Here is a 23,536-nt window from a genome sequence, read left to right on the forward strand (position 1 = left end):
ATGGCGTGGAAGCCGCCGCATATCAGACCGCCACCGGCTGACTGTCGCGCGCGTTCAGAATGCAGTTTTCCCCGGCAATGAAATCCTCTAAGGTCACTTCAAAACAAGGGCAGTAGGATCTGGGGGGATCGCGTGTCACGATACGACAGATATGTGCTGTCCCAATACCTGCTGTTTTTTGGGTTCTTTGCCTTGATTCTGGTGGCCGTGTTCTGGATCAACCGCTCTGTGGTGCTGTTTGACCGGTTGATCGGTGACGGGCAGTCGGCGCTGGTTTTCCTCGAATTCACCGCGCTGGCGCTGCCGAATCTGGTGCGTATGGTGCTGCCGGTTGCGGCCTTCGCCGCCTCAGTCTGGGTGACCAACCGGCTCAATAGCGAGAGCGAGCTGACCGTGCTGCGCGCCACCGGCACCAGCCCCTGGCAGATGGCCAAACCGGCGCTGGTCTTTGGCCTCATCACGGCTGCGATGATGTCGATCCTCACCCATGTGCTGTTGCCGGCGTCCATTGCGACGCTGGAGCAACGCGAATCTGAGGTTGCCCGCAATGTGACTGCCAAGCTGCTGAGTGAGGGCGATTTCCTGCATCCGGCGCGGGGCGTGACATTCTATATCGGGCGGATTGATCCTGATGGCACGCTGAACGATGTGTTTCTGTCGGACCGCCGCAACCCCGCCGAAAGTGTGACCTACACCGGTGGCAAAGCCTATCTGGTGCGCGACGGTGAGAAAACCCATCTGGTGATGGTCGATGGCATGTCACAGCGTATCAATGCGGAAACGCAGCGGCTCTCCTCCACCATATTCTCCGATTTCTCCTATGATATCAGCAGCCTTGCCAACAAAGCTGAAGAAAAGACCCGCAATATCCGTGCGATCCCCAGCTTGGAATTGCTGCGCGACCGGGCCACGCTGATCACCGATGGCCCCTATAGTGCGGGGGCGCTAGCGGAGGAGCTGCACCTTCGGTTTGCGCGGGCGCTGGTCTGTGTGGCGGTTGTGATGATCGGGTTTGCGGCGCTGATGCTGGGCGGGTTCTCGCGATTTGGGGTCTGGCGGCAGGCCCTGCTGGCCTTTGTCTTGCTGATCTTCGTTGAGGGGCTGCGCGGCGTGGTGTCGGAACCGGTGCTGCAGAACGCGGATCTCTGGCCGTTGATTTACCTGCCAACGCTGATCGGGCTGCTGGTCGGGCTGGTCTTCCTGCAACTGGCGGCGAAGCCACTGGGGCCGATCCTGGCGCGGGGCCGTCACAGCCGCCAAAGCCGCAGGGAGCGCGCGACATGACCCTCGACTTCTATTACGCGCGCCGGTTTCTTCAATGGTTTGCAGTGATTTGCGGGGTTTTGTTAACCCTTGTGATGCTGATCGACCTGAACGAGCAGATCCGCCGGTTCGAGGCGCAGGATCTGTCGCTGGGCCAGTTGTTTGGCCTGACATTGCTGAACACGCCCGCCGCGCTGAGTGAGTTTCTGCCGCTGATCATGATCCTCACCACCATTGTGCTGTTCATCGGGCTGGCCCGCAGCAGCGAATTGGTGGTGACCCGCGCCATTGGCCGCTCCGGCATCCGGGCGCTGGCGGCGCCGGTCCTGTTGGCGGCTCTCATTGGTGTGCTGGCGGTCAGCACGCTGAACCCGATCGTGGCAGCGACCTCCAACCGCTACCGCGACTTGGCGGAGACCTATCGCAACGGCGGCCCGGCGGCGCTGTCGCTCACTGGTGAGGGGCTGTGGCTGCGTCAGGGCGGCGCGCAGGGGCAATCCGTCATTCACGCAACCGGCTATAGCGGCGATACCGAAGATATCACGCTCTATGATGTGACGATCCTGTCCTACGGACCGGAAGGACGCCCGATCCGTCAGACGCTGGCGGAAGAGGCCGCGCTGGATGGCGGTGACTGGGTTCTGACCAAGGCCAAGGTCTGGCCGCTGATTGTCGGGGTGAACCCGGAAACCAATGCCGAACGTCACTCCACCCTGCGCCTGTCGACCACGCTGACCTCGGAACGGATCCGCGATACGCTGGGCACCGCGACGGGGATCTCAGTCTACGATCTGCCTGCCACCATTCGCGAACTTTCGGAGGCGGGGTTTTCTACCAAACGCTATGAGGTCTGGTTGCAGGTCGAACTGGCGCGGCCCCTGTTCCTGATCGCCATGGCGCTGGTTGGCGCGGCCTTCACCATGCGCCACGCACGGTTTGGCGGCACGGGGCTGGCGGTGCTGACGGCGGTTCTGTTGGGCTTTGGGCTTTATTTCCTGCGCAATTTCGCGCAGATCCTGGGGGAGAATGGTCAGATCCCCGTGGCGCTGGCCGGCTGGGCACCGCCGGTGGCCGCTATCCTGCTGACGATGGGGTTACTTTTACATGCCGAGGACGGATAACATGCGCCGCGCCCTGCTGCTCTCGACGGTTTTGCCCTGGCTGGCGGTGACCCAGCTGGCCGCCACCGATGCGGCCCACGCCCAGAATGCGCGACCGGGTGCTGCCAGCACACAATCACCGGAGGCCCCGGCCATCCTTGTGGCCGATCAGCTGTTCATCACCCCGGACCGCACCCTGGTGGCAGAGGGCAATGTCGAGGCGTTTCAGGGCGATGTCAGATTGACAGCGCGAAAGATTACCTTTGACCAGACGCAAGGCGCCTTGCAGATCGAGGGCCCCATTCGCATCGACGAAGGCGGCGATATCACTATTCTGGCGGATGCCGCTGAGCTGGACCGCGACCTGCGCAACGGTCTGCTTGTCGGCGCGCGAATGGTGTTCCAGCAACAGCTGCAACTGGCCTCCTTGCAGATGACACGGGTCGGCGGGCGCTATACCCAGCTCTACAAAACCGCTGTCACTTCCTGCCATGTCTGCAACGACGGGCGGCCGCCGCTCTGGCAGATCCGGGCCGAGCGGATCACCCACGACCAGCAAGAACGCCAGCTCTATCTTGAGAACGCTCAGCTGCGGGTGCTGGACACGCCGATCTTCTATTTTCCCGGTATTCGCCTGCCGGATCCGACGTTGGAGCGCGCCAACGGATTTCTGATCCCGTCCATCCGCACCACCTCCAACCTCGGCACCGGGGTGAAGGTGCCGTATTTCCTGACCATCGGCCCCCACCGCGACCTGACACTATCGCCGTACCTTTCGTCCCGCACCCGGACGCTGGATATGCGGTATCGGCAGGCCTTCCGGCGCGGTGAGATTGAGATCAACGGCGCCTATACCCGCGACGAGCTGTACCGGGGCGAGGATCGCGGCTATGTCTTTGCCGAGGGGACATTTGATCTGCGCAATGAATTCAAGCTGCGCTTTGACCTCAAAACCGTGTCGGATGATGCCTATCTGGTGGACTACGGCCTGCAGGATCTGGACCGGCTGCGCTCCGAGGTGGTGGTGTCCAAAATACAGCGCGACAGCCTGTTCCGCGCCAGCGCAATTTCCTACAAGACCTTGCGGGATAGTGAAAATCAGGATCTGATCCCCTCCTCCATCGGCAATCTCTACTATGAGAAGCGGTTCTTTCCGACCCGGATCGGTGGCGAGTTGCGGCTGTCGCTGGAAACCCATGGTCACAACCGCACCTCCGATATCAAGGGCACTCTGACTGATCCCGGCGGCCGCGATGTAGGGCGCGCCACCGTTGATGTGGACTGGCAACGCAGCTGGCGCTTTGGCAGCGGGTTGGTGGCGGAATGGTCGCTGGGGGCTGCGGCGGATGCCTTCGCGGTTTATGATGATGACGTATTTGCCAATAATACCTCACGCTTCAGTCCGCGCAGTGCGCTGACCTTCCGCCTGCCGATGACCCGGCGCGAACAATCCGGCGCGACGCAATATCTGGAACCCATCCTGCAAATCGGCTGGACCGATACCGGCGATACGGCCGTGCCCAACGACGAGAGTAACTTTGTCGAATTTGATCGCGGCAACCTGCTGGAGCTGTCGCGGTTTCCAGCCACGGATGCGCGCGAGGATGGGGTGACCGTGGTTTACGGGCTGAACTGGGCGCGGTTCTCCCCCAGTGGCTGGCAGGCCTCGGCCACGATCGGTCAGGTGTTTCGTGACAGCGACGACGGCCGGTTCACCAAAAGCTCCGGCCTTGGCGGCACCTCATCCGACCTGTTGATGGCGGCGCAGCTGAAGCTGAACGACGATCTGGCGATCACCACGCGCGGGCTGCTCAACGGCTCGCTCAACTTCTCCAAGGCAGAGGTGCGCGGCGACTGGATGACCGACCGCAGCCGCCTCACCGGCACCTATATGTGGCTGGGCACTGACCCCGCAGAAGGCCGCTCCGAAGAGGTCTCCGAACTCTGGTTCGACGGCGCCTATGAGGTCACCCCCGGCTGGACCGCAAGTGCCAGTCTGCGCTACGACATCTCGGATGCCCGCGCCACCCGCGCCGGGCTGGGACTGGTCTATTCCAATGAATGCGTGACGGTCGATCTTTCGGTCAACCGGCGCTATACATCGACAACAAGTGTTGAGCCGACAACGGATTTCGGCTTTACCATCGCGTTAAACGGGTTTTCCGTGGACAGCGGCAGCAAGAAGTACAGGCGATCATGCAAAAACACCTGAGTTTCCGGCCCCAAGATGCGGCCCCTTTCGTTCAGCGCCTAACCCAGAGCGCAGCAGCCATTGCCTTGGCAACGGCAGTCATGTTTGGCCCCGCGCCAGCGGCGGCGCAGGGGTTGTTTGCCCCGGCTGTGACGGTAAACGATGCCGTGGTCACCAATTATGAGCTGCAGCAGCGCGCCCGCTTTCTGACGTTGCTGCGCGATCCGGGCGATCCGCAGAAAAAGGCCCGCGAAGATCTGATCCTTGATCGGCTGAAGCTGGATGTGCTGGCCCAGGCGGGGATTGAACCGACAGAAGAAGAGATCGTCGAAGGCATGACTGAGCTGGCCGGGCGCGCCAATCTCAGCCTGCAGGAATTCCTGAATGTGCTGGGTCAGAACGGCGTGGCACCTGAAACCCTGCGTGATTTCACACGCGTTGGCATTGCCTGGCGCGAATATATCGCCGCCCGCTATCTGGCGCAGGCCCGCCCGAGCGAGGAAGAAATTGACCGCGCCATGGGGCTGTCCGGCTCTGGCGGGGTTGAGGTGCTTCTGTCTGAGCTGATCATGCCGATCAACGCCCAGAACGCAGCCCAGGTTGAAGACATCGCCCAACAGGTGAGCCGGATCACCACCACCGGTGCCTTCTCGCAGGCGGCGCAGCAATATTCCGCAACGGCCACCCGGCAGAGCGGTGGTCGGCTGCCGTGGATGCCGCTGACCAATCTGCCACCGCAGTTGCAACAGGTGGTTCTGGGCCTGCGTCCGGGTGAGGTGACCGCCCCGCTGCCGCTGGATGGGGCCGTTGCGCTGTTCCAGCTGCGCGATCTGCGCGAAACCTCCGGTGCGGCGCCAAGTTATGCCGCCATCGAATATGCGGCCTATTACCTGCCCGGTGGCCGCACCCCCGAGGCGCTGGCCGCAGGCACCAAGGTCATCAACTCCGTCGACACCTGTGACGACCTCTACGGTGTGGCCAAGGATCAGGATCCCTCTGTGCTGGACCGCGAAACACTGGCCCCGGCGGAGATCCCGCAGGATATCGCCATTGAGCTGGCCAAGCTGGATCCCAATGAGACCTCGCTGGCGCTGACCCGCAACAATGGTCAGACCCTGATGCTGCTGATGCTCTGTGGCCGCACCGCTGCGGTGAACGCCGAAGCCAGCCGCGAAAGCGTCGGCAACGCGCTGACCCAGCAACGGCTCGGGGCCTTTGCTGACAGCCTGCTGGAGCAGCTGAAAGCTGATGCACGGATCAGCGACGAATGAGCCGCCCTGCCCGCCCCTTGCCCATCGCGCTTAGCTGTGGGGAACCGGCGGGCATTGGCCCGGAACTGGCGGTGAAGGCCTGGCAGGAGTTGCGCGAGACCTGCCCGTTCCTGTGGTTGGGGGATCCGGCCCACCTGCCCACGGGAACCGACTGGCAAGAGATCGACCAAGCGGCTGAGGCCGCCGATGTCAGCGCCAGCGCGATGCCCGTGCTGCGGGTCGACTTTGCCGCACCGGCCGTGCCCGGACAGCTCAACCCCGACAATGCCGCCGGCGTCATCCGCGCCATCGAGACCGGTGTCGCGCTGGTGCAGTCCGGTAAGGCCAGCGCGCTTTGTACCGCACCAATCCACAAAAAGGCGCTGATGGATGGGGCGCAGTTTCCCTTCCCCGGCCATACGGAATTCCTCGCCCATCTCGGCAATGTGCAGAATGTGGTCATGATGCTGGCCAGTCCGGCGCTGCGGGTGGTACCTGCAACCATCCATATCGCCCTATCGGAGGTGCCAAAGGTCCTAACCGCCGCGCGTCTGCGGGCCACGATTGAGATCACCGCCCAGGGGCTGCGCGACCAGTTTGGTCTGGCGCACCCGAGAATTGCGATTGCAGGTCTCAACCCTCATGCCGGCGAAGAGGGCGCCATGGGCCGTGAAGAGCTGGATTGGATGCGCGGGCTGATTGCCGATATGCAGGGCGGCGCCTACACGCTGTCCGGGCCACATCCCGCCGACACCATGTTTCATGCGGCGGCCCGCGCCCGCTATGACGCGGCGATCTGCATGTATCATGATCAGGCGCTGATCCCGATCAAGACGCTGGATTTTGATCGCGGCGTCAATGTTACGCTGGGGCTGCCCTTCATTCGCACCTCGCCGGACCACGGCACCGCCTGCGACATCGCCGGTCAGGGCATCGCCAACCCCTCCAGCCTGATTGAGGCGCTGCGGCTGGCGCAGTCCATGGCGCGCAGTTGACCCAGCGCACGGCCCAGCGACTGAACGCCGGCACTTGAAACTTCTTCTGGCCGGAAATATCCCCGCCGGAGGCATGAAAACTATGGCGCGTCCCTCGCGCCCCGTCCCAAGGTACCGATGATATGAGCGCTATCGACTCCCTTCCTCCCCTGCGTGAGGTGATCGAGACTCACCAGCTTCTGGCGCGCAAATCGCTGGGCCAGAACTTTCTTCTGGATCTGAACCTGACCGCCAAAATCGCGCGGCAGGCCGGTGATCTCAGCGAATGCGATGTGCTGGAAATCGGCCCCGGCCCCGGCGGTCTGACACGGGGCCTGCTGGCGGAGGGCGCGCGCCGCGTCTTGGCGGTGGAGAAGGACAGCCGCTGCATCCCCGCGCTGGCGGAGATTTCCGATGCCTATCCCGGACGGCTGCAGGTGATCGAAGGCGACGCGCTGGAGGTGAACCCCCTCACCCATCTGACGCCGCCGATCCGCATTGCCGCTAATCTGCCCTATAATGTCGGCACCGAGCTGCTGGTGCGCTGGCTGACGCCGAAGGCCTGGCCGCCGTTCTGGCAGAGCCTCACCCTGATGTTCCAGCGTGAGGTCGCGGAGCGGATTGTCGCGCAGCCCGGCAGCAAGGCCTATGGGCGTCTGGCGTTGCTGGCGCAGTGGCGCGCCGATGCGCGCATTGTGCTGTCCCTGCCGCCCGAGGCGTTCAGCCCGCCGCCCAAGGTCCATAGCGCTGTGGTGCATCTGAAAGCGCTTGAGGCGCCGCGCTATCCAGCAGATGCCGGAACCCTGAACAAGGTGGTCGCCGCAGCCTTCAACCAGCGCCGCAAGATGCTGCGCGCCAGCCTCAAGAGCGTGAGCCCCGATATCGAGGACCACCTGAAGGCCGTTGGCATTCCGCCAACCGAGCGCGCCGAGCAGGTCGGGCTGGAGGCCTTCTGCGCCTTGGCCCGCAGCCTGAAGCCTCTGGACTAAGTCGCCATAGGTTGATCTGGCTGCGATACCGACGCGCAGCAAGCAGGCCTAGTGGTCATTACAGATAAAAAACCCCGGCCTGTAATCAGGCCGGGGTTTTTTGTCTGTCTATTGCAATACGGTATTTCGCGCTGCGTTATTCTGCGGCCTCAGGCGCATCCTCGGCCGAGGGTTTCGGCTTGGGCTTGCGACGGGGCGCGGGTTTGCGCTCCGGGGCCGGGGCAGCCTCGCCCGCGTCTGCTGGCGCGCTCTCCGAACTGGCAGCTGCGGCGGTGTCGTCGCCTTTGGGGGCGTCCGCCTTCCCGGCTTCAACCTTGCCACCATCAGCCTTGCTGCCCTCTGGCTTGGGCTTGCGGCTGCGCGGCTTGCGGGCCTGCGGCTTTGGCGGCTTGCTGTCACCCTCTCCTGCAGCCTGATCGCGGCTCTCGGGGGTTTCTACCAGACCGCTGTCACCATTGCTGTCGCGCGGGTCCATCACTTCCGGCTGAGGGGCTGCTGCCGGATCATCGCTGCGGCTGCCCGCCTCGCGTTCCTGACGCTCCAGCCGCTCTGCGCGTTCGCGATCCCGCTCCGCCTGGCGCTCGCGGTTCTGCCGCTCCTGCTCTTCGCGGCGCGCATCGATTTCGCGTTGGGCCTCATTCAGCATGCGCAGGTAGTGTTCGGCGTGCTGTTGAAAATTCTCGGTGGCAACACGATCATTGCTCAACTGTGCATCGCGCGCCAGTTGATTGTATTTATCGATGATCTGTTGCGGCGTTCCGCGAACCTTGCCTTCGGGGCCGGAGCTGTCGAACACACGGTTGACAACATTTGCGCCTTGCGGGCGATTCCGGTTCGACTTGGAACGCGAACGTGATTTGGACGATCTCATATGCCTAACGTCAGCCTTGATTGTATTTGTCGTGGACCCACATCGGCGCGCCTCTGCGCCGGATCATCGACCATTTTGGGCTTGATGTCGCCGGGAGGTATTCTTGACCTCGCCCGGAGGCGACCTCTTTGAGTAATCATGTTACGCCCGTTCAGACAAGGGGTTAGGCGCTATTATCCGTGCTTTTTCTTACGAAACTGCAAATTCGGGCGATTTTCACGGGTTTAGGAGGCGTTTTCGTCACAGCCGCGGCCACAAACCACCCGGTCACGTCCGTCGAGATCCTGAATGATACGGACCTCTTTTAGCCCAGCCGACAACAGCAGATCGCTTACCGCAGCGCCCTGCGTGGGGCCAATTTCCAGAAACACCCGCCCCTGCGGCGCCAGATGCCCGCCAAGCTGCGCCGCAAGGATGCGATAGGCGCCAAGCCCGTCGCCGCCATCGGTGAGCGCCATCTCCGGCTCATGGCCGCGCACCTCGTCTGACAGGTCGGACATTTCATCCAACGCGATATAGGGCGGGTTGGAGACGATCAGATCAAACTGGCCGTCCACCGCCGAAAACCAATCTGATTGCAGAATTTCAGCGCGCGGCTCGACCCGGTGCAGCACCGCATTGGCACTGGCCTGCAGACAGGCGGCCTCGCTCAGGTCAACGCCGACACCGGTTGCGTCGGTCTGCTCTGCCAGCAGGGTGACCAGAATGCACCCCGATCCAAGGCCAAGGTCCAGAACTCGCGAGAAGGGTTCAGCCAGAGCCGCCTCGATCAGGCATTCGGTTTCCGGGCGAGGATCCAAAACATCGCCGGAGACCTTGAAACGTCGCCCGTAGAATTCGCGCTCACCAATCAGATGCGAGACCGGCACACGGATGGCACGCAGAGCGATCAGCTGCTCATACCGTTCGGCAATCTCCGGCGCGAGATCTTCAGGTGCAATCAAGGTGACACGGCTGGCCTCGATCCGGGCGGCGTGGGCAAGCAGGACGCGCGCATCGCGCGCCGGGTCGGGCACGCCGGCCGCGCGCAGTCGCGCAGCCGCAGCGGCCATCGCCTGAGCGGCTGTCTGCGGCGCGTTCATTGGCCCATCTCGGCCAGAAGCCGCGCCTGATCATCCGCCGTCAGCGCGTCGATGATTTCATCCAGATCGCCCTGCATGATCTGATCCAGTTTATAGAGCGTCAGATTGATGCGGTGATCCGACATCCGCCCCTGCGGAAAGTTATAGGTCCGGATCCGTTCGGAGCGATCCCCGGAACCGACCTGACTGGCGCGATCCGCTGAGCGTTCGCTGTCAATCCGCTGCCGTTCCAGATCATAGAGCCGCGTCCGCATCACCTGCATGGCAATCTCGCGGTTGCGGTGCTGGGATTTCTCAGAGCTGACAACGATGATGCCGGTCGGAATATGGGTGATCCGCACGGCAGAATCGGTGGTGTTCACATGCTGACCGCCGGCGCCGGAGGCCCGCATGGTGTCGATCCGCAGGTCGCCGGGATCAATGCGCAGATCCACATCTTCCGCCTCGGGCAACACGGCGACGGTAGCAGCGGAGGTGTGAATGCGGCCCCCGGATTCTGTCACGGGCACCCGTTGCACGCGGTGGACACCGGATTCATACTTCAGCCGGGCAAAGACGTTTTCGCCCTTCACATGGGCCACCACTTCTTTCAGCCCGCCCAATTCGGTGGTCTGCTCTTCAATGATCTCAAACCCCCAGCCCCGTGCCTCGGCGTAGCGCTGATACATGCGTAGGAGATCACCGGCAAAAAGGGCTGCCTCATCGCCGCCGGTGCCGGGGCGGATTTCCAGCATAGCCGGGCGCGCGTCCGCCTCATCGCGGGGCAGAAGCGCCAGTTGCAGCGCGTGTTCCGCCTCAGGCAGGGCGGCGCGCAGCTGCGGCAGCTCCTCTTCGGCCAGCTCTGCCATATCGGGATCAGCCAGCATCTGTTCGGCCTCATCCAGATCGGAGAGCAAGCGGCGATAGGCGGTGATCTGCTCCGCAACCGGGCGCAGATCGGAATATTCCTTGGCCAAAGCCGCGATATCCGCACCGGCAACACCCTCGGCCATTGCGGCCTCAAGATACTGGAACCGTTGCAAAATCTGTTCAAGGCGGTCTTCGGGGATCATGCGTGCAATGTCCGTGTTGATCTGTCTTTGGCGGAAAGCTGCCCTTGTGATATGCTAGGGTCATGCAACATGCCAGTCCTCATATCGTGGGAACGGGCCGCCTGCAGCGCTGCGCCCTTGCCGTTACTCCCCCGGAACACACTGTTGTGCCGCCGGGCCGGCAGCTGATGCGGCTTCTTGGTCTTGTGCTGCTGTCTTATGCTGCCGCGACCACGGTCCAAGCAGATGTTACCGCCCCGAACGGGCGCACGATCGACTGCTATTGCACCGACAAGAGCGGCAGCCGGATCGAACTGGGTGAATTTATCTGCCTTCAGGTTGATGGGCGCATGTTCACAGCGCAATGCCAGATGTCGCTGAATGTGCCGATGTGGCGCGAGGTGCAGAAAGGTTGCCTTGCAGCTGAGGCCGATCCGGCACCCGGCCTGTCGGTTGCGACCGCCCCCCTGCCCCGGATCTGACCCTGCTGACAATCGCTTTGCCGACCTACCCCTGCCCGCGAACTATTGCGGCGCGGGCTCCATCTGCGCGATCCAACTGTTGATCCGGTCGTTATTCGCGCCCAGATCAGAGCGGCCAAAACGCAGCCGCGCATAGACCTTCAGCAATTCGCCATGCTGCCGCGCCGTGGTGTAATCGGGAAACCCCAGAAACCGGGTGCGGGTCACATAGGTAACCATCGCATCCTCGACCGAGCCTGCCAGAACACGGGTGCGCGGTGCGTTGCTGGCGACCGCGTGAAACCGCTCCAGCCCGTCCTCGCCGCTGCGCAGCACCCGAAACACACCCCCGCGAAAGGTCTTGTCCTCGCTGAACTCCGGCTGCGTGTTCCAGTCCAGCGGGTCGCTGGGCGCCAGCCGGATAAAGCCGAGCACCACGACAAGCGCCGCAATGCTCAGCCAGACAAATATCATCACTCGACCCATATGGTCCGCTCTCCCTCGTGGCGGCTGCCACTGGACAGCCTGCCTTATTTTGTTGTCACACCCGGCAGCACACAGAGCAGCTCATACAGCAGATTGGCCGCTGTCAGCGCTGTATTGCCCGATGTGTCATAAGGCGGCGACACTTCAACCATGTCGCAACCCACAATGTTCAGCCCCCGCAAGGCGCGGATCAGCTCCAACGCCTGCGGTGTGGTCAGTCCGCCGATTTCCGGCGTGCCGGTGCCCGGCGCATAGGCCGGATCAAGACTATCAATATCATAGGACACATAGACCGGCCTATTGCCGATATCGCGACGAATTTCCGCACCCATGCCGTGCAGCGAGCGGTTCCACAATTCGCTGGCCGGGAAGTGCTGGAAGCCCCAGCGCTGCGCCTCCTTGAAGTCGTCCGCGCCATAGCCAGTGCCGCGCAGCCCGATCTGATAGGTCTTGTCGGCGACGATCAGACCCTCCTCATAGGCGCGGCGGAACACGGTGCCATGGGTTTCACGCTCGCCGAACATATCGTCGTTCACATCCGCATGGGCATCGACATGGACCAGCGCAACAGGTCCGTATTTTCCAGCAATGGCGCGCAGGATTGGCAGGGTGATCGAATGATCCCCGCCCATCGCGACAGGTGTCACCCCGCTGGACAGGATTGCACTATAGCTTTCCTGAATGATGCGCAGGCTGTCGGACAGAGAGAACGTATTGATCGCCAGATCGCCGATATCGCCAATGTTCAGGCTGTCAAACGGTGCCGCGCCGGAGGTCATGTTGTAGGGGCGGATCATCGCGCTTTCGGCGCGGATCTGCTTGGGGCCAAAGCGGGTGCCGGAGCGCCAGGAGGTGCCGATATCCATCGGCACACCCAGAATGGCCACATCCAGCCCGTCAAGCGACGTCGCCTGCGGCAGCCGCATAAAGGTGTTCGGACCGGAAAACCGCGCCAGATCATTGCCGCTGATCGGTTGATTGAAATCAGTCATTGTCTCTCATATTCCAGCCAAGAAGGCAGATAATTTCGGTCGCCACATGGGCGCCTGCGATGGCGGTGGCGCCGGTGGTGTCAAACGGAGGGGAAACCTCCACCACGTCGCCGCCTTTGATGTTGATGCCTGCAATCTCGCGCAGGATACGGGCCGCCTGCGCCGAGGTCAGCCCTCCCCAGACCGGCGTGCCGGTGCCCGGCGCATAGGCCGGATCGAGACAGTCGATATCGAAGGTCAGATAGGTCGGCCGGTCGCCAAGGATCGCCTTGATCCGCTTCGCGGTCTCAACCGGGCCGATCTCATGCACCGTGGGCGCATCGATGATGTTCACACCCAATGTGTCGTCATTGGTGGTGCGGATCCCGACCTGAACGGATGTTTTGGGGTCCACAAGGCCCATTTTCACCGCTTTGTAGAACATGGTCCCATGGTCGATCCGGTCCATATTGTCATCGGGCCAGGTGTCGGTATGGGCATCAAACTGCAGCAGCGAGATGGGACCGTATTTCTCTGCATAGGCCTTCAGGATCGGGAAGCTGATATAGTGATCCCCGCCCAAGACGACCGAGGCCGTATCGGTGGCTAGAATACCACGAATATGCTCCGTCAGCGCGGCAGGAAAGGCCGGAACATCGGCGTGGTCAAAGGCCAGATCGCCATAATCGGCGATGGCCAGCGTGCTGAGCGGGCTATGCGGCCAGCCATAGGGTTCATCCGGGCTTTGCAGCGCTGAGGCCTCGCGGATGGCGCGCGGACCCAGCCGTGTTCCAGGCCGGTTGGTGACCGCCTGATCAAACGGCACGCCGGTGACCGCGATGTCCACCCCGGTCAGATCCTTGGTATATTTGCGTCGCAGGAAAGAAGTTGCCCCACCAAAGGTGATCTCAAAGCTGAGACCTTTCATATCCTCACGCGTAAAGGCGTGATCGATCATGTGCTTTGCGTCTTCTAGCGCCATTCTGCGCCTCCTTGTGATGCACCTGCTGTTTGATCAAATAGCGGGTCACATTGTCCTTGTCACCCGTCGTTGGATGCCTGGGCCATGGGCTGTGCTCTCTCGACCAGACGGGCGAAAAACGACGCCCCAATCGGCGCGATCTCATCGTTGAAATCATACTTCGGATGATGCAGCCCGGCGCTGTCGCCCTGCCCCAGAAACAGATAGGCACCGGGGCGGGCCTGCAACATGTAGGAGAAATCCTCCGCCCCCATTTCGCGCCCGGCCTCGGCCTCCACATTCTCAGGACCCGCAACCTCGCCCGCAACGCTGGCCGCGAAACCCGTCTTGGACGCGTCATTGATGGTGGCGGGGTAGCCGACCTCGTAATCCAGCTCAGCCTCAACACCGTAGCTTGCAGCCTGACCGGCGACGATCTCCTTCATCCGCCGCATCACCATCTCCTGCACACGCGGATCAAAGGTGCGCACGGTGCCATTGATATAGGCGGTGTCGGGGATCACATTATCGACGGTGCCGGTGTGGATCTGGGTGACCGAGACCACAAGATCATCCAGCGCATAGTGGTTGCGCGACACAATCGTCTGGATCGCCTGCGCCATGCCACAGGCCGCCATCACCGGATCGCGGGTTTCATGCGGCATCGCCCCATGGCCCCCGACGCCCTGAATGTGGATGTGGAAGGTATCTACCGCCGCCATCAACGGCCCCGGCGTGGTGGCAAAGGCGCCCACAGGCAGGCCCGGTGCATTATGCAGCGCATAGACCTCGCCAATGTTGAACCGCTCCATGATGCCCTCTTCGACCATGATGCGGGCACCGCCGATGGCCTCCTCTGCGGGCTGGAAGATCAGCGCCACGCGGCCTTTGAAGTTGCGCGTCTCCGCGAGGTATTTTGCAGCCCCCAAGAGCATGGTGGTGTGACCATCGTGACCACAGGCGTGCATATTGCCCGCATGATCTGAGACATAGTCGACACCGCTTTCCTCAGGGATAGGCAATGCGTCCATGTCGGCGCGCAACCCGATGGTTGGCCCATCGCCTGCGTCACTGCCCTGCCCGTTGATGATCGCCACCATGCCGCTGGTGGCGATGCCCTCATGCAGCTCATCCACACCAAATTCGCGCAGCCGCTCAGCCACGAAGGCCGCTGTTTTCGGCAGGTCCAGCGCCAGTTCGGGGATCTGGTGCAGATGCCGACGCCAGGTCTTCATCTCGTCGGCGTAATCGGCAATTCGGTTCACAACCGGCATGGGGGTGGACTCCTTGGTCAGACTCGGGATTGATGCATCTGACACTGGAACAAGAGCCGCCGCAATGCCCGAAACCGATCTCATCCACAATGAAACCGCCGGCATCGAACGGCTGCTGGAAATCATGCGCCGTCTGCGCGATCCAAAGGGCGGCTGCCCCTGGGATATCGAGCAGGATTTTGCCAGCATCGCGCCCTATACCATTGAAGAGGCTTACGAAGTTGCCGATGCAATTGAGCGTGAGGCCTGGGATGAGCTGAAGGGTGAGCTGGGCGATCTGCTGTTTCAGTCAGTATTTCATGCCCAAATGGCCGCAGAGGCCGGGCATTTCACCTTTCAGGATGTGGTCACCACCATGTCCAACAAGATGGTTTCGCGTCACCCGCATGTCTTTGGCGATGAGAACCGCGAGAAATCCGCCGACCAGCAGAGTGCCGACTGGGAGGCGATCAAGGCGGCGGAACGTGCAGGCAAGGCGCAACAGGGCACGCTGGACGGTGTCGCGGTCGGCCTGCCTGCGCTTCTGCGGGCTTATAAGCTGCAAAAACGCGCCGCGCGGGTTGGGTTTGACTGGCCCTCGGCTGCCAATGTCATTGCCAAGATCGCGGAGGAATCCGCCGAACTTGTCGAGGCGCGCGACAGTTTGAGCCAGGCGGAGGTCGAGGAGGAATTCGGCGATCTGATGTTTGTGATGGCCAATCTCGGCCGCCATCTGGGGGTTGAGCCGGAGGCCGCATTGCGCGCCGCCAATGCCAAGTTCATCCGCCGGTTTGAGGGGGTGGAGGCGAAGCTCGCAGCCCGTGGCAAACGTCCTGAAGACAGCGATCTGGCCGAAATGGATGCGCTCTGGGATGAGGTGAAGGCCGAGAGCCGCGCCGCCAAATCCGCCCATGGCAGCTAACCACCACGCCTTGCCCCTGCCCTGTCACAGCCCCATATCCTGACTCATGTTGCGTTTGACCCCCATTCTTCTGGCCGTGATCTACGGGTTGGTGATGTATCGCCTGTCGGTCTGGCGCACCCATCGTGCCCTTGATCAGCAATCCACCGAACTGGCCGATGCCCGCCTGCGTCAGTTGACGGACCGGATGGCAGCGGCACTCGGCATCAATCATATCCCGGTCTATATCTATGAGGTCGACCCGGTGAACGGGCTGGCCGCGCCTGATGGGCGGATCTTCATCACGCGCGGGTTTTATCGCAAATACCGCAATGGCGAGGTCAGCGATGCCGAACTCGCCTCGGTCATCGCGCATGAGCTGGGGCATGTGGCGCTGGGACATGCGAAGAAACGGATGATCGATTTCTCCGGCCAGAACGCGCTGCGCACGGCGCTGATGCTGATCATTGGCCGTTTTGTGCCCTTTGTCGGGCCGTGGATCGCCAATGTGCTCACCTCGCTTCTGGCCGCCCGGCTGTCACGCAGCGATGAGTATGAGGCGGACGAATATGCCGCCGCGCTACTGACCAAATCCGGCATCGGCATCGCCCCGCAAAAAAGCCTGTTTCGCAAGCTGGAAGAGCTCACGCAGGCCCGCAGCGGGATGGCCCCGGCCTGGCTGATGAGCCACCCGAAGACCGAGGAGCGCATTGCCGCTCTCGACCGGCTGGAAGCGAAGTGGGACAGGCCCAATGCATGAGCTTCACCTGACAATAGCCTGAAAAGCATGGTTAACGACAGTTAACCAACTTCAGAAAATCCTCACCTCTTGCCAAGACGGTAAACCTTCCCCACATGGGAAGGTAACAGTTGTCCTCCCGTCCTTTGCCAGCGGCCTCCCCCTGCAACGGGATTGAAATTTACCGGAGCCCCCATGCGCTACTCTGTTCTTGATCTTGCTCCCGTGCCCGAAGGCCAGACCATTGCCCAGTCCCTGCGCAACAGCACCGAGCTGGCCCAGAAGGCTGAAAGCTGGGGCTACCACCGCTATTGGCTGGCCGAACATCACAATATGCCGGGCATCGCCAGCGCCGCGACGGCGGTGCTGATTGGCCATATCGCTAGCCAGACTCACTCCATCCGGGTCGGGGCTGGCGGCATCATGCTGCCAAACCACGCGCCCTACATGGTGGCGGAGGCCTTTGGGACCTTGGCAAGCCTGCACGGCGACCGGATTGATCTGGGAGTGGGTCGCGCGCCCGGAACCGATATGCAGACGGCGCGCGCCCTGCGCCGTGGCATGGCCCATGACCATGCCTCCGGTGACAGCTTCCCGCAGGATGTTATTGATCTGATGGGCTTCCTGGGGGCTGATGATCCGGGGCGCGCGGTGCGTGCCTTTCCCGGACAGGACACCCATGTGCCGGTCTGGATGCTTGGCTCCAGCCTTTACGGTGCGCAGCTGGCGGCGCATCTGGGGCTTCCTTACGCCTTTGCCTCGCATTTTGCGCCCGCCGCATTGGGGGAGGCGCTGGAGGTCTACCGCCGCCAATTCCAACCCTCTGCCAACCTGTCTGCGCCCCATGCCATGATGGCGATCAATGTCTTTGCCGCCGAGAGCAATGAACAGGGCACCCGCCTGCGCACGACGATGCAACAGGCCTTTGCCCGTTTGCGTCTGGGTAAGCCCGGCAAACTGCCTGCCCCCGTAGATGATATCACCGACCATATCCCGGCGCCGGTGCTTGCCGGCGTGAATGAGGCGCTGCGGATTTCCGCGACAGGCAGCAGGGACAGCGTGCGTGCGGAACTGTCGGCCATTCTTGAACGATACCGCCCGGATGAGGTGATCATCACCGGCCAAATCCATGACCATGCAGCGCGGCTCAGATCCTTTGAGATCGCTGCCGAAATCCTAAGCGAGGTCTGACCGCCCCGGCCTAGCTGGCCAGAGCCTTCGCCACGCGCGGCAGCCGGGCCTTTTTCAGCAGCGGACGCAGCTCCCATCCGCCACCGGAGAGCCGGTTGGCCTCTGCAAGAACGGACGCCGCGACCGCCGACAGGCCGTCGGGATCTTTCAGCCACAACTCATAAAGCAGCTGGTCCGGCCCGATCCGCTCCAGCCCTTCCTCCGCCAGCGTGTGGCGGGGGAAATCCTTGTTGTTGACTGTCACAATTGCATCCGCATGGCCGACGATCGCCGACGCCAGCACGTGGACATCAGCGCTGTCAGGCAGCCAGAGGCGTGCCTCCACCGCGGGTGTGGGGGGGATGGCCGCCCTTGGCCAGGCGGCGGAGATCAGCGCAATTTCAGCCCGCGCCTGCGGCTCACCCGTGGGGCCAATCTTGCGCGCCGCCCGCGCCCATTCTTCCAGGATGCGCGGCGACCACAGTGGCGTGAAATGGCCGATCCGGGCCGCGCCCAGCAGCATCTCCCGCATCACCGTCGGATAGAGCACGCAGGCATCCAAAAGCAGTTTCATCGCCAGAACACCCGCGCCAGATCAGTCGAGCCGGAAGAAAACGGCTTTCAGATAGCCACTTTCAGCCAGCTGAGGCAGCTGTGGATGATCCGCGCCAGCGTAGCCGGTGTGCAGCAGCTGGCTGCGACGACCACCCCGCCCGATCCCGCGCGCAGAGGCATTGCGGAAGCGGCTGAGATCTGCCGCATGGGAACAGGAACACAGGCCCAGATAGCCCCCCGGTGCCACCAGAGGCGCCGCCAGTTTCGCAATCCGCTCATAGGCACGCAGACCGGCTTCAAGTGCTTGTTTTGAGGGGGCAAAGGCGGGGGGATCACAAATCACCACGTCAAACTGCGCGCCCTCCTCAGCCAGCTGTGTCAGCACCTCAAAAGCATCGCCCTGCCGCGCCGCAAACCGGGCCGCGAAACCACTGGCCGCAGCGCCCTGCTCTGCCAGATCCAGCGCCGGGGCGGAGCCGTCAACGCAGGTAGCCTCAGCCGCACCGGCGGCCAGCATCGCCAGACCAAAGCCGCCGACATGGGAAAACACGTCAAGCACCTTGGCGCCGGGTTTGACCAGTTTCGCGGCAAAGGCGTGATTGTCGCGCTGGTCGTAGAACAGTCCGGTTTTCTGCCCGCCAGTCAGATCCGCCATATAGGTGGCGCCGTTCATCGTGACCTCAACTGCGGCCTCAGGCGCAGTGCCGCGCAGGGCGGTGCTGATGTCATCCAGCCCTTCCAGGCTGCGCGCCCGGCCAGAGGCGTTTTTCAAAACGGTTGTAACCCCGGTGACCATCACCAGCGCCTCAGTCAGCGCGTCCAGATGCGCCTCGGCCCAGGCCGCATTGGGCTGCACCACGCAGGTATCGCCGAAGCGGTCGATCACCACGCCGGGCAACCCGTCGGATTCGGCGTGGACCAGCCGATAAAATGGCGCGTCGTACAGCTGCTCGCGCAGCTCCAGCGCGCGGCGCAACCGGGCTTCGAACCAGGCCGCACTCAGCTCGGCGGCGGGGTCGCTGTCCAGCATCCGTGCAATGATCTTGCTCTCGGGATTGACCGCGACCAGACCCATCTGCGTCATGCCGTCATCTTCCAGCACCGCCAGCGTGCCGGGGGCCAGTTTGCGGGTGCGCCGGTCGGTGACCAGCTCATTGGCATAAACCCAAGGGAAGCCGTGGCGCAGAGCGCGGGCATTGGCTTTGGGTTTCAGTTTTACGCGGGCGCGCTCGGGCGCGGAGGGAGAAGCTGTCATAGGCCCCTCTTACTCCCAACCTCTGCCCGTTGAAAGAGCCTGTTGAATTAGGCACAGATCGTCTGCGTCACGCGGCCTTGCGGCGCGCGCTGCGGCCGACCCTGCGCGGCGCCCGTCCGGTTACCGCGCGCGCGACCGCCAGCCGCCGCGCCTGCGGGGCTTGGCAGCGCTCTCCAGCCCCTCGCGCAGCACCGCCGTCATCGGATGATCCGGGTGATCTGCGGCCACCTGCTCAAGCAGGGTCGACATGGCCTGACGGCTATCAACCCCGTCGGGCAGGCTCAGCGCCCAGTCCAGAAAAATGCTGCGGCATTCCCCACTCTGAATGCCATCGATGCAAAAACTCTCCCGGATCAGCCCCTTGGGATCGAGCTGGGCAAGCGTTAGGTATGGTGTCGCCTCAGTCGTCATGGCCAGTGGCCCCTTCTCTCTCCAATGCGGCGGCGATGATGTCACCGCAGCGCGCATAGCGCGCCGTCAAATCCGCTTCCAATGCTGCAAGATCCGCATAGCCCGTGCTGCGGCAGAGGAACAATGCGCCGCCCTCTCCCAGGGTCTGCGCATCAATGGCCTTGCCCGAAACCAATCGCGCTGCGGTCTGCACGGCCCAGAATAGGTCATAGCCGCGCTGCAATTCAGCTGCATCTGCGGCATCCAGCCAGCCACAGGCGACAGTGCCCTCCAGACCAGCGGCCACATCCTGTCCGGTTGCCGCGCTGAGCAAGACCCCTGCCTGAGCGATCAACTCGATGTCCATCATCCGCCCGGCGCCGGTCTTGGCGTCCCAGGGGCCGCTTGGTGCCTTGGCAGCGGCGAGCCGCGTCCGCATGCTGGCGACATCAGGAAGAACCGTTTCGCGGCGACGTGGGGCGGCCAGAAATGACAGGCGAAACGCGCCGATATCCTCTGCGAGACCATCAGCGGACGGCGACGGCGCCGCAGCCACCACGCGCGCGCGGGTCAGGGCCAGATGCTCCCAGACCCAGGCATCATTGCGTTGGTACTGGCAGAAGCTTTCCAGACTGGTTGCCACTGGCCCCTGCGTGCCCGAGGGCCGCAGCCGCATATCCACCTCATAAAGCTGGCCCTGCGACATGCGGGCCGTCAGGGCGGTGATCAGCGCCTGCGTCAGCCGCGCATAATAAGGCCGTGTGGCCAGCGGTCGTGGCCCGTCTGAGGCCTCTTCGTCACCGGGATCATAGATCACGATAACATCGAGATCCGACAGCGCATTGATCCGCCCCGCGCCCAGCGATCCCATTCCCAGAACCGCCGCACCGCGCCCCGGCGGGGTTCCGTGTTTCTGGGCAAACTGCTGCACCACCACCGGTGCCAGCCCGGCGATCACAACCTCTGCCAATTCGGCATATTGCGCCCCGGCTGTTGCGGCATCGATCAACCCGCGCAGGTGATGCACGCCGATGCGGAAATGCCATTCCTTGCACCAGCGCCGGGTCGCGTCCAGCTGCGTCTCATAGTCGTCTTCCTGTGCCAGCACCGCCGCCAGCAACTGCGACAGTTCCCCTCGCCCGGGCCAGTCGTCGAAGAAAGATCCACCGATTACGGCATCAAATACGCTGGAGTTGCGCGACAGATAGCTCGCCAGCGTGCCGGAGGTGCCGACAATATCAATCAGCAGATCAATCAGCTGCGGATTGGCCTCAAACAGCGAAAACAGCTGCACCCCTGCGGGCAGGCCTGCCAGAAACCCGTCCAGCGCCACCAGCGCCTCGGCCGGTTGGGCGGTGCGCGACAGCCGCGCCAGCAGTTCTGGTTTCAGCCGTTCAAAGATCTGCGCTCCCCGCGCTGAGCGCAGCGCCGGATAGGTGGGCCAGCGGGCAAGGATATCCCCATCCAGCGCGTCCGGCAGGGTGTCAGGCGCGGCCTCCGGCGGTGCATCCGGCGCAAAGAACCCCTCCGTCAACTCATGCACCTCCTGCAACCGCGCCTTGGTCTCCGCCAACAGCGCCGCCGGGTCACGATCCATCAGGCAGGCAATTCGAGCGATGCCATCCTCGGACTGTGGCATCCGATGGGTCTGGGCGTCATGCACCATCTGGATCCGGTGCTCCACCTCGCGATGGGCGATATAATGCGCGCCGAGCTGGTCGCAGACATCCTGTGGCACCCAATCCTTGGCCGCCAAAGCGCGCAACCCGTCCAGAGTGCCGCGCGGACGCAGGCTTTCATCACGCCCCCCCGCGATCAGCTGCCGGGTCTGGGTGAAAAACTCAATCTCACGAATGCCGCCCCGCCCCAGCTTCATATCATGGCCGGGCACTGTCAGCGGGCCGCCGGTGCCTTTGTTCTCACGGATCCGCAGGCGCATATCATGGGCGTCCTGAATGGCCGCAAAATCGAGATGCCGCCGCCAGACGAAGGGGCGCAGCGTCTGCAAGAAATCCGCGCCCGCTTGCAGATCACCGGCGCAGGGGCGCGCCTTGATATAGGCGGCCCGTTCCCAGGTGCGGCCAAGGCTCTCATAGTAACGCTCTGCCGCCTCCATCGCCATGGCGACCGGCGTCACCGATGGGTCAGGCCGCAGCCGCAGATCGGTGCGGAAGACATAGCCATCAGCGGTGCGTTCACTCAGTACCGTGCACATATTGCGCGTGGCCCGAACCATGCCCTGGCGTGCCTCATAGAAATCATCAGGATCAAACCGCGTTTCATCAAAGAGACAGATCATGTCGATGTCCGAGCTGTAGTTCAGCTCATAGGCGCCCATCTTTCCCATCGCCAAGAGAGTCAGCCCGCCGGCGGTTTCGACGTCCGCTTCGGTCAGCCCCGGCAATTTCTTCCGGCGGATCAGCGCAGCGATTTCAGCCTTGATGGCGACATCCGCGCAGAGCTCTGCAAACTGCGTCAACGCCGTGGTCACCTGCATAAGGTCCCAGGCCCCGGCCAGATCACATAGCCCGCTCAACAGCGCCAGTTGACGCTTGGCCCGCCGCAGCCCCGGTTTCAGCTGATCCGGCGCCAAGGCCCGGACATCTGCGAAGATCCCGGCAAGAGCAGCCTGTGGATCCGCCAGTGCGGGCGCCAGCCAATTCGCCTCGCGGCTGATCAGTTCTTTCAGATAGGGGCTGGATCCGGCCGCACCGGCCACCAGACGGGCCTGATCGCCCTGAAGTGCGGGCGCAAGTGCCAGCGCATCCTGTCCCAGATCTGCATCAAATGCCCGCGGAAGGCGCTGAATTTCAATCGACTGTCCCATCTCGTGACACTGCGATCAGATGCAGTCGCCGTCAATCGGCGAAACCACACCAAAGCGCTGCCATATTGCAGAAGGTGACGTAAGGTAAGGAATACCAGAATAGCCCTCTGATTAACGGTAAGTTAAGTCTGACCCTGCGGCTGCGCTCATGTTCCGGGGGCCTGTCAGACAGTTTTGTAGTAACGAGTGGTACGGTGATCAGCGGCACGCGGACGCCCATAACAGGGCGGCATCGGCCTGTCGCGCGCATCAGGTATATTTCACATCGTCTGACGGCAAAGCGCAGCCGTATGCCCTCCCCCGCTCGCTTTTCGCCAAAAGTCTCTGTTAGGATTTGAGCACCGGAGCCGTCCTGGCCCACAGGACAACTGACAGCTCGGACCATGTCAGAAGACACTTCATGTTGCAGTCACCGGCAGAGGCCGGGGAAACCGGATCAGCCAAGATAAGGTCTGAAAAACTGAGCTTTCGAGACGATACTAAGAGGACATACCAAGTTGGCGCGTGTCTTGCACAACCTGAAAACCGCGCTGATAGCGGTCGGATATCAAAACCAAGACAGCTCGAGTTGCAACTTTTCCGACACCACTTGCCTCAGCGTTGCCTGGGCTCATATGGCGGGCCTCACAAAGCGTGACCCGCGCCCCAGCAGGGACATTCGTTCCCGCTAAAGCTAAGGTCGGCGTTGAGCCCACTTTACCGGATGCTGCGCCATGCGCGAATGTCCGTTACCGTGAGAACGATCATAAACCTTCAACAACCGCTCGATTTTTTGGACAGGGTTATTGGCACCGTCAATCGGTGTGTTTTTGCCTG

The 23,536-nt window shown here is 62.7% G+C and carries 21 protein-coding genes; 10 read left to right on the top strand and 11 right to left on the bottom strand.

Annotated elements, in window-relative coordinates; genetic code table 11:
- Positions 1-132: 132 nt before the first annotated feature.
- The 6 genes from lptF to rsmA all read left to right on the top strand — a co-directional run bounded on the left by lptF (position 133) and on the right by rsmA (position 7,767).
- Entirely contained in the window at positions 133-1,284 is a 1,152-nt protein-coding gene (lptF, locus tag D1820_RS05330; RefSeq protein ID WP_118068118.1) for an LPS export ABC transporter permease LptF, read from the top strand.
- The gene (gene lptG / locus D1820_RS05335) at positions 1,281-2,384 is read left to right on the top strand and encodes an LPS export ABC transporter permease LptG (RefSeq protein WP_118068119.1); all 1,104 of its coding nucleotides are present in this window, start codon (positions 1,281-1,283) and stop codon (positions 2,382-2,384) included. Before lptF ends, lptG begins: the two co-directional genes overlap by 4 nt.
- Positions 2,368-4,575, top strand: a complete 2,208-nt coding sequence (locus tag D1820_RS05340; protein WP_371311713.1) for an LPS-assembly protein LptD — start codon at positions 2,368-2,370, stop codon at positions 4,573-4,575. The genes lptG and D1820_RS05340 overlap by 17 nt, the downstream gene beginning before the upstream one ends.
- Positions 4,560-5,825: a peptidylprolyl isomerase gene (locus D1820_RS05345; RefSeq protein ID WP_118068121.1), complete on the top strand. Its 1,266-nt coding sequence runs from the start codon at positions 4,560-4,562 to the stop codon at positions 5,823-5,825. The genes D1820_RS05340 and D1820_RS05345 overlap by 16 nt, the downstream gene beginning before the upstream one ends.
- Complete coding sequence (gene pdxA / locus D1820_RS05350; RefSeq protein WP_118068122.1) at positions 5,822-6,799, top strand: 4-hydroxythreonine-4-phosphate dehydrogenase PdxA; 978 nt, start codon at positions 5,822-5,824, stop codon at positions 6,797-6,799. The genes D1820_RS05345 and pdxA overlap by 4 nt, the downstream gene beginning before the upstream one ends.
- A 122-nt stretch (positions 6,800-6,921) precedes the next feature.
- Complete coding sequence (gene rsmA, locus D1820_RS05355; protein ID WP_102896791.1) at positions 6,922-7,767, top strand: 16S rRNA (adenine(1518)-N(6)/adenine(1519)-N(6))-dimethyltransferase RsmA; 846 nt, start codon at positions 6,922-6,924, stop codon at positions 7,765-7,767.
- Between the two features lie 136 nt (positions 7,768-7,903).
- Here rsmA and D1820_RS05360 read toward each other — a convergent pair whose 3' ends face one another.
- The 3 genes from D1820_RS05360 to prfA all read right to left on the bottom strand — a co-directional run bounded on the left by D1820_RS05360 (position 7,904) and on the right by prfA (position 10,772).
- A complete protein-coding gene (locus tag D1820_RS05360; protein ID WP_118068123.1) occupies positions 7,904-8,638 on the bottom strand; it encodes a DUF4167 domain-containing protein in 735 nt (244 codons plus the stop codon).
- A gap of 224 nt (positions 8,639-8,862) precedes the next feature.
- A complete protein-coding gene (prmC, locus tag D1820_RS05365; RefSeq protein WP_118068124.1) occupies positions 8,863-9,720 on the bottom strand; it encodes a peptide chain release factor N(5)-glutamine methyltransferase in 858 nt (285 codons plus the stop codon).
- A complete protein-coding gene (gene prfA / locus D1820_RS05370; protein ID WP_027247113.1) occupies positions 9,717-10,772 on the bottom strand; it encodes a peptide chain release factor 1 in 1,056 nt (351 codons plus the stop codon). Before prfA ends, prmC begins: the two co-directional genes overlap by 4 nt.
- Positions 10,773-10,939: 167 nt before the next feature.
- Here prfA and D1820_RS05375 point away from each other — a divergent pair, with 167 nt between their 5' ends.
- The gene (locus tag D1820_RS05375) at positions 10,940-11,233 is read left to right on the top strand and encodes a hypothetical protein (protein ID WP_231739507.1); all 294 of its coding nucleotides are present in this window, start codon (positions 10,940-10,942) and stop codon (positions 11,231-11,233) included.
- 42 nt (positions 11,234-11,275) lie between these two features.
- Here the strand turns inward: D1820_RS05375 and D1820_RS05380 are convergent, their stop codons facing one another.
- From D1820_RS05380 to D1820_RS05395, 4 genes are read right to left on the bottom strand one after another with little or no spacing between them, the layout of a single operon-like run.
- Entirely contained in the window at positions 11,276-11,698 is a 423-nt protein-coding gene (locus D1820_RS05380) for a DUF1499 domain-containing protein (RefSeq protein WP_014874976.1), read from the bottom strand.
- A gap of 44 nt (positions 11,699-11,742) precedes the next feature.
- Positions 11,743-12,690, bottom strand: a complete 948-nt coding sequence (gene speB, locus D1820_RS05385; RefSeq protein ID WP_118068125.1) for an agmatinase — start codon at positions 12,688-12,690, stop codon at positions 11,743-11,745.
- Positions 12,683-13,651: an agmatinase gene (gene speB, locus D1820_RS05390; protein ID WP_118068126.1), complete on the bottom strand. Its 969-nt coding sequence runs from the start codon at positions 13,649-13,651 to the stop codon at positions 12,683-12,685. Before speB (D1820_RS05390) ends, speB (D1820_RS05385) begins: the two co-directional genes overlap by 8 nt.
- A 59-nt stretch (positions 13,652-13,710) precedes the next feature.
- Positions 13,711-14,904 (bottom strand): M20 aminoacylase family protein, encoded by a 1,194-nt coding sequence (locus tag D1820_RS05395; RefSeq protein WP_118068127.1) that lies wholly within the window; start codon positions 14,902-14,904, stop codon positions 13,711-13,713.
- Between the two features lie 64 nt (positions 14,905-14,968).
- On the opposite strand from D1820_RS05395, the gene mazG reads away from it, so the two are divergent.
- The 3 genes from mazG (at position 14,969) to D1820_RS05410 (ending at position 17,714) form a co-directional block, all read left to right on the top strand.
- Entirely contained in the window at positions 14,969-15,805 is an 837-nt protein-coding gene (gene mazG, locus D1820_RS05400; protein WP_118068128.1) for a nucleoside triphosphate pyrophosphohydrolase, read from the top strand.
- 46 nt (positions 15,806-15,851) lie between these two features.
- Positions 15,852-16,544 (top strand): M48 family metallopeptidase, encoded by a 693-nt coding sequence (locus tag D1820_RS05405; protein WP_118068129.1) that lies wholly within the window; start codon positions 15,852-15,854, stop codon positions 16,542-16,544.
- Between the two features lie 174 nt (positions 16,545-16,718).
- Complete coding sequence (locus D1820_RS05410) at positions 16,719-17,714, top strand: LLM class flavin-dependent oxidoreductase (RefSeq protein ID WP_118068130.1); 996 nt, start codon at positions 16,719-16,721, stop codon at positions 17,712-17,714.
- A 10-nt stretch (positions 17,715-17,724) separates the two neighbouring features.
- Here D1820_RS05410 and D1820_RS05415 read toward each other — a convergent pair whose 3' ends face one another.
- The 4 genes from D1820_RS05415 to D1820_RS05430 all read right to left on the bottom strand — a co-directional run bounded on the left by D1820_RS05415 (position 17,725) and on the right by D1820_RS05430 (position 22,720).
- The gene (locus D1820_RS05415; protein WP_118068131.1) at positions 17,725-18,267 is read right to left on the bottom strand and encodes an RSP_2648 family PIN domain-containing protein; all 543 of its coding nucleotides are present in this window, start codon (positions 18,265-18,267) and stop codon (positions 17,725-17,727) included.
- A 21-nt stretch (positions 18,268-18,288) separates the two neighbouring features.
- The gene (locus D1820_RS05420; RefSeq protein ID WP_118068132.1) at positions 18,289-19,503 is read right to left on the bottom strand and encodes an RSP_2647 family RNA methyltransferase; all 1,215 of its coding nucleotides are present in this window, start codon (positions 19,501-19,503) and stop codon (positions 18,289-18,291) included.
- 120 nt (positions 19,504-19,623) lie between these two features.
- The gene (locus D1820_RS05425) at positions 19,624-19,914 is read right to left on the bottom strand and encodes a hypothetical protein (RefSeq protein WP_118068133.1); all 291 of its coding nucleotides are present in this window, start codon (positions 19,912-19,914) and stop codon (positions 19,624-19,626) included.
- The gene (locus D1820_RS05430) at positions 19,904-22,720 is read right to left on the bottom strand and encodes a glutamine-synthetase adenylyltransferase (RefSeq protein WP_118068134.1); all 2,817 of its coding nucleotides are present in this window, start codon (positions 22,718-22,720) and stop codon (positions 19,904-19,906) included. The genes D1820_RS05425 and D1820_RS05430 overlap by 11 nt, the downstream gene beginning before the upstream one ends.
- Between the last annotated feature and the right edge of the window lie 816 nt (positions 22,721-23,536).

Source organism: Phaeobacter sp. LSS9 (assembly GCF_003443595.1).
Classification (GTDB): Bacteria; Pseudomonadota; Alphaproteobacteria; order Rhodobacterales; family Rhodobacteraceae; genus Phaeobacter; species Phaeobacter piscinae.

Bases quoted from the DNA above. Each gene is read 5' to 3' on its own strand.
- lptG (WP_118068119.1), top strand. From the start codon at position 1,281: ATGACCCTCGACTTCTATTACGCGCGCCGGTTTCTTCAATGGTTTGCA.
- D1820_RS05340 (WP_371311713.1), top strand. From the start codon at position 2,368: ATGCCGAGGACGGATAACATGCGCCGCGCCCTGCTGCTCTCGACGGTT.
- D1820_RS05345 (WP_118068121.1), top strand. From the start codon at position 4,560: ATGCAAAAACACCTGAGTTTCCGGCCCCAAGATGCGGCCCCTTTCGTT.
- pdxA (WP_118068122.1), top strand. From the start codon at position 5,822: ATGAGCCGCCCTGCCCGCCCCTTGCCCATCGCGCTTAGCTGTGGGGAA.
- rsmA (WP_102896791.1), top strand. From the start codon at position 6,922: ATGAGCGCTATCGACTCCCTTCCTCCCCTGCGTGAGGTGATCGAGACT.
- D1820_RS05360 (WP_118068123.1), bottom strand. From the start codon at position 8,638: ATGAGATCGTCCAAATCACGTTCGCGTTCCAAGTCGAACCGGAATCGC.
- prmC (WP_118068124.1), bottom strand. From the start codon at position 9,720: ATGAACGCGCCGCAGACAGCCGCTCAGGCGATGGCCGCTGCGGCTGCG.
- prfA (WP_027247113.1), bottom strand. From the start codon at position 10,772: ATGATCCCCGAAGACCGCCTTGAACAGATTTTGCAACGGTTCCAGTAT.
- D1820_RS05375 (WP_231739507.1), top strand. From the start codon at position 10,940: ATGCGGCTTCTTGGTCTTGTGCTGCTGTCTTATGCTGCCGCGACCACG.
- D1820_RS05380 (WP_014874976.1), bottom strand. From the start codon at position 11,698: ATGGGTCGAGTGATGATATTTGTCTGGCTGAGCATTGCGGCGCTTGTC.
- speB (WP_118068125.1), bottom strand. From the start codon at position 12,690: ATGACTGATTTCAATCAACCGATCAGCGGCAATGATCTGGCGCGGTTT.
- speB (WP_118068126.1), bottom strand. From the start codon at position 13,651: ATGGCGCTAGAAGACGCAAAGCACATGATCGATCACGCCTTTACGCGT.
- D1820_RS05395 (WP_118068127.1), bottom strand. From the start codon at position 14,904: ATGCCGGTTGTGAACCGAATTGCCGATTACGCCGACGAGATGAAGACC.
- mazG (WP_118068128.1), top strand. From the start codon at position 14,969: ATGCCCGAAACCGATCTCATCCACAATGAAACCGCCGGCATCGAACGG.
- D1820_RS05405 (WP_118068129.1), top strand. From the start codon at position 15,852: ATGTTGCGTTTGACCCCCATTCTTCTGGCCGTGATCTACGGGTTGGTG.
- D1820_RS05410 (WP_118068130.1), top strand. From the start codon at position 16,719: ATGCGCTACTCTGTTCTTGATCTTGCTCCCGTGCCCGAAGGCCAGACC.
- D1820_RS05415 (WP_118068131.1), bottom strand. From the start codon at position 18,267: ATGAAACTGCTTTTGGATGCCTGCGTGCTCTATCCGACGGTGATGCGG.
- D1820_RS05420 (WP_118068132.1), bottom strand. From the start codon at position 19,503: ATGACAGCTTCTCCCTCCGCGCCCGAGCGCGCCCGCGTAAAACTGAAA.
- D1820_RS05425 (WP_118068133.1), bottom strand. From the start codon at position 19,914: ATGACGACTGAGGCGACACCATACCTAACGCTTGCCCAGCTCGATCCC.
- D1820_RS05430 (WP_118068134.1), bottom strand. From the start codon at position 22,720: ATGGGACAGTCGATTGAAATTCAGCGCCTTCCGCGGGCATTTGATGCA.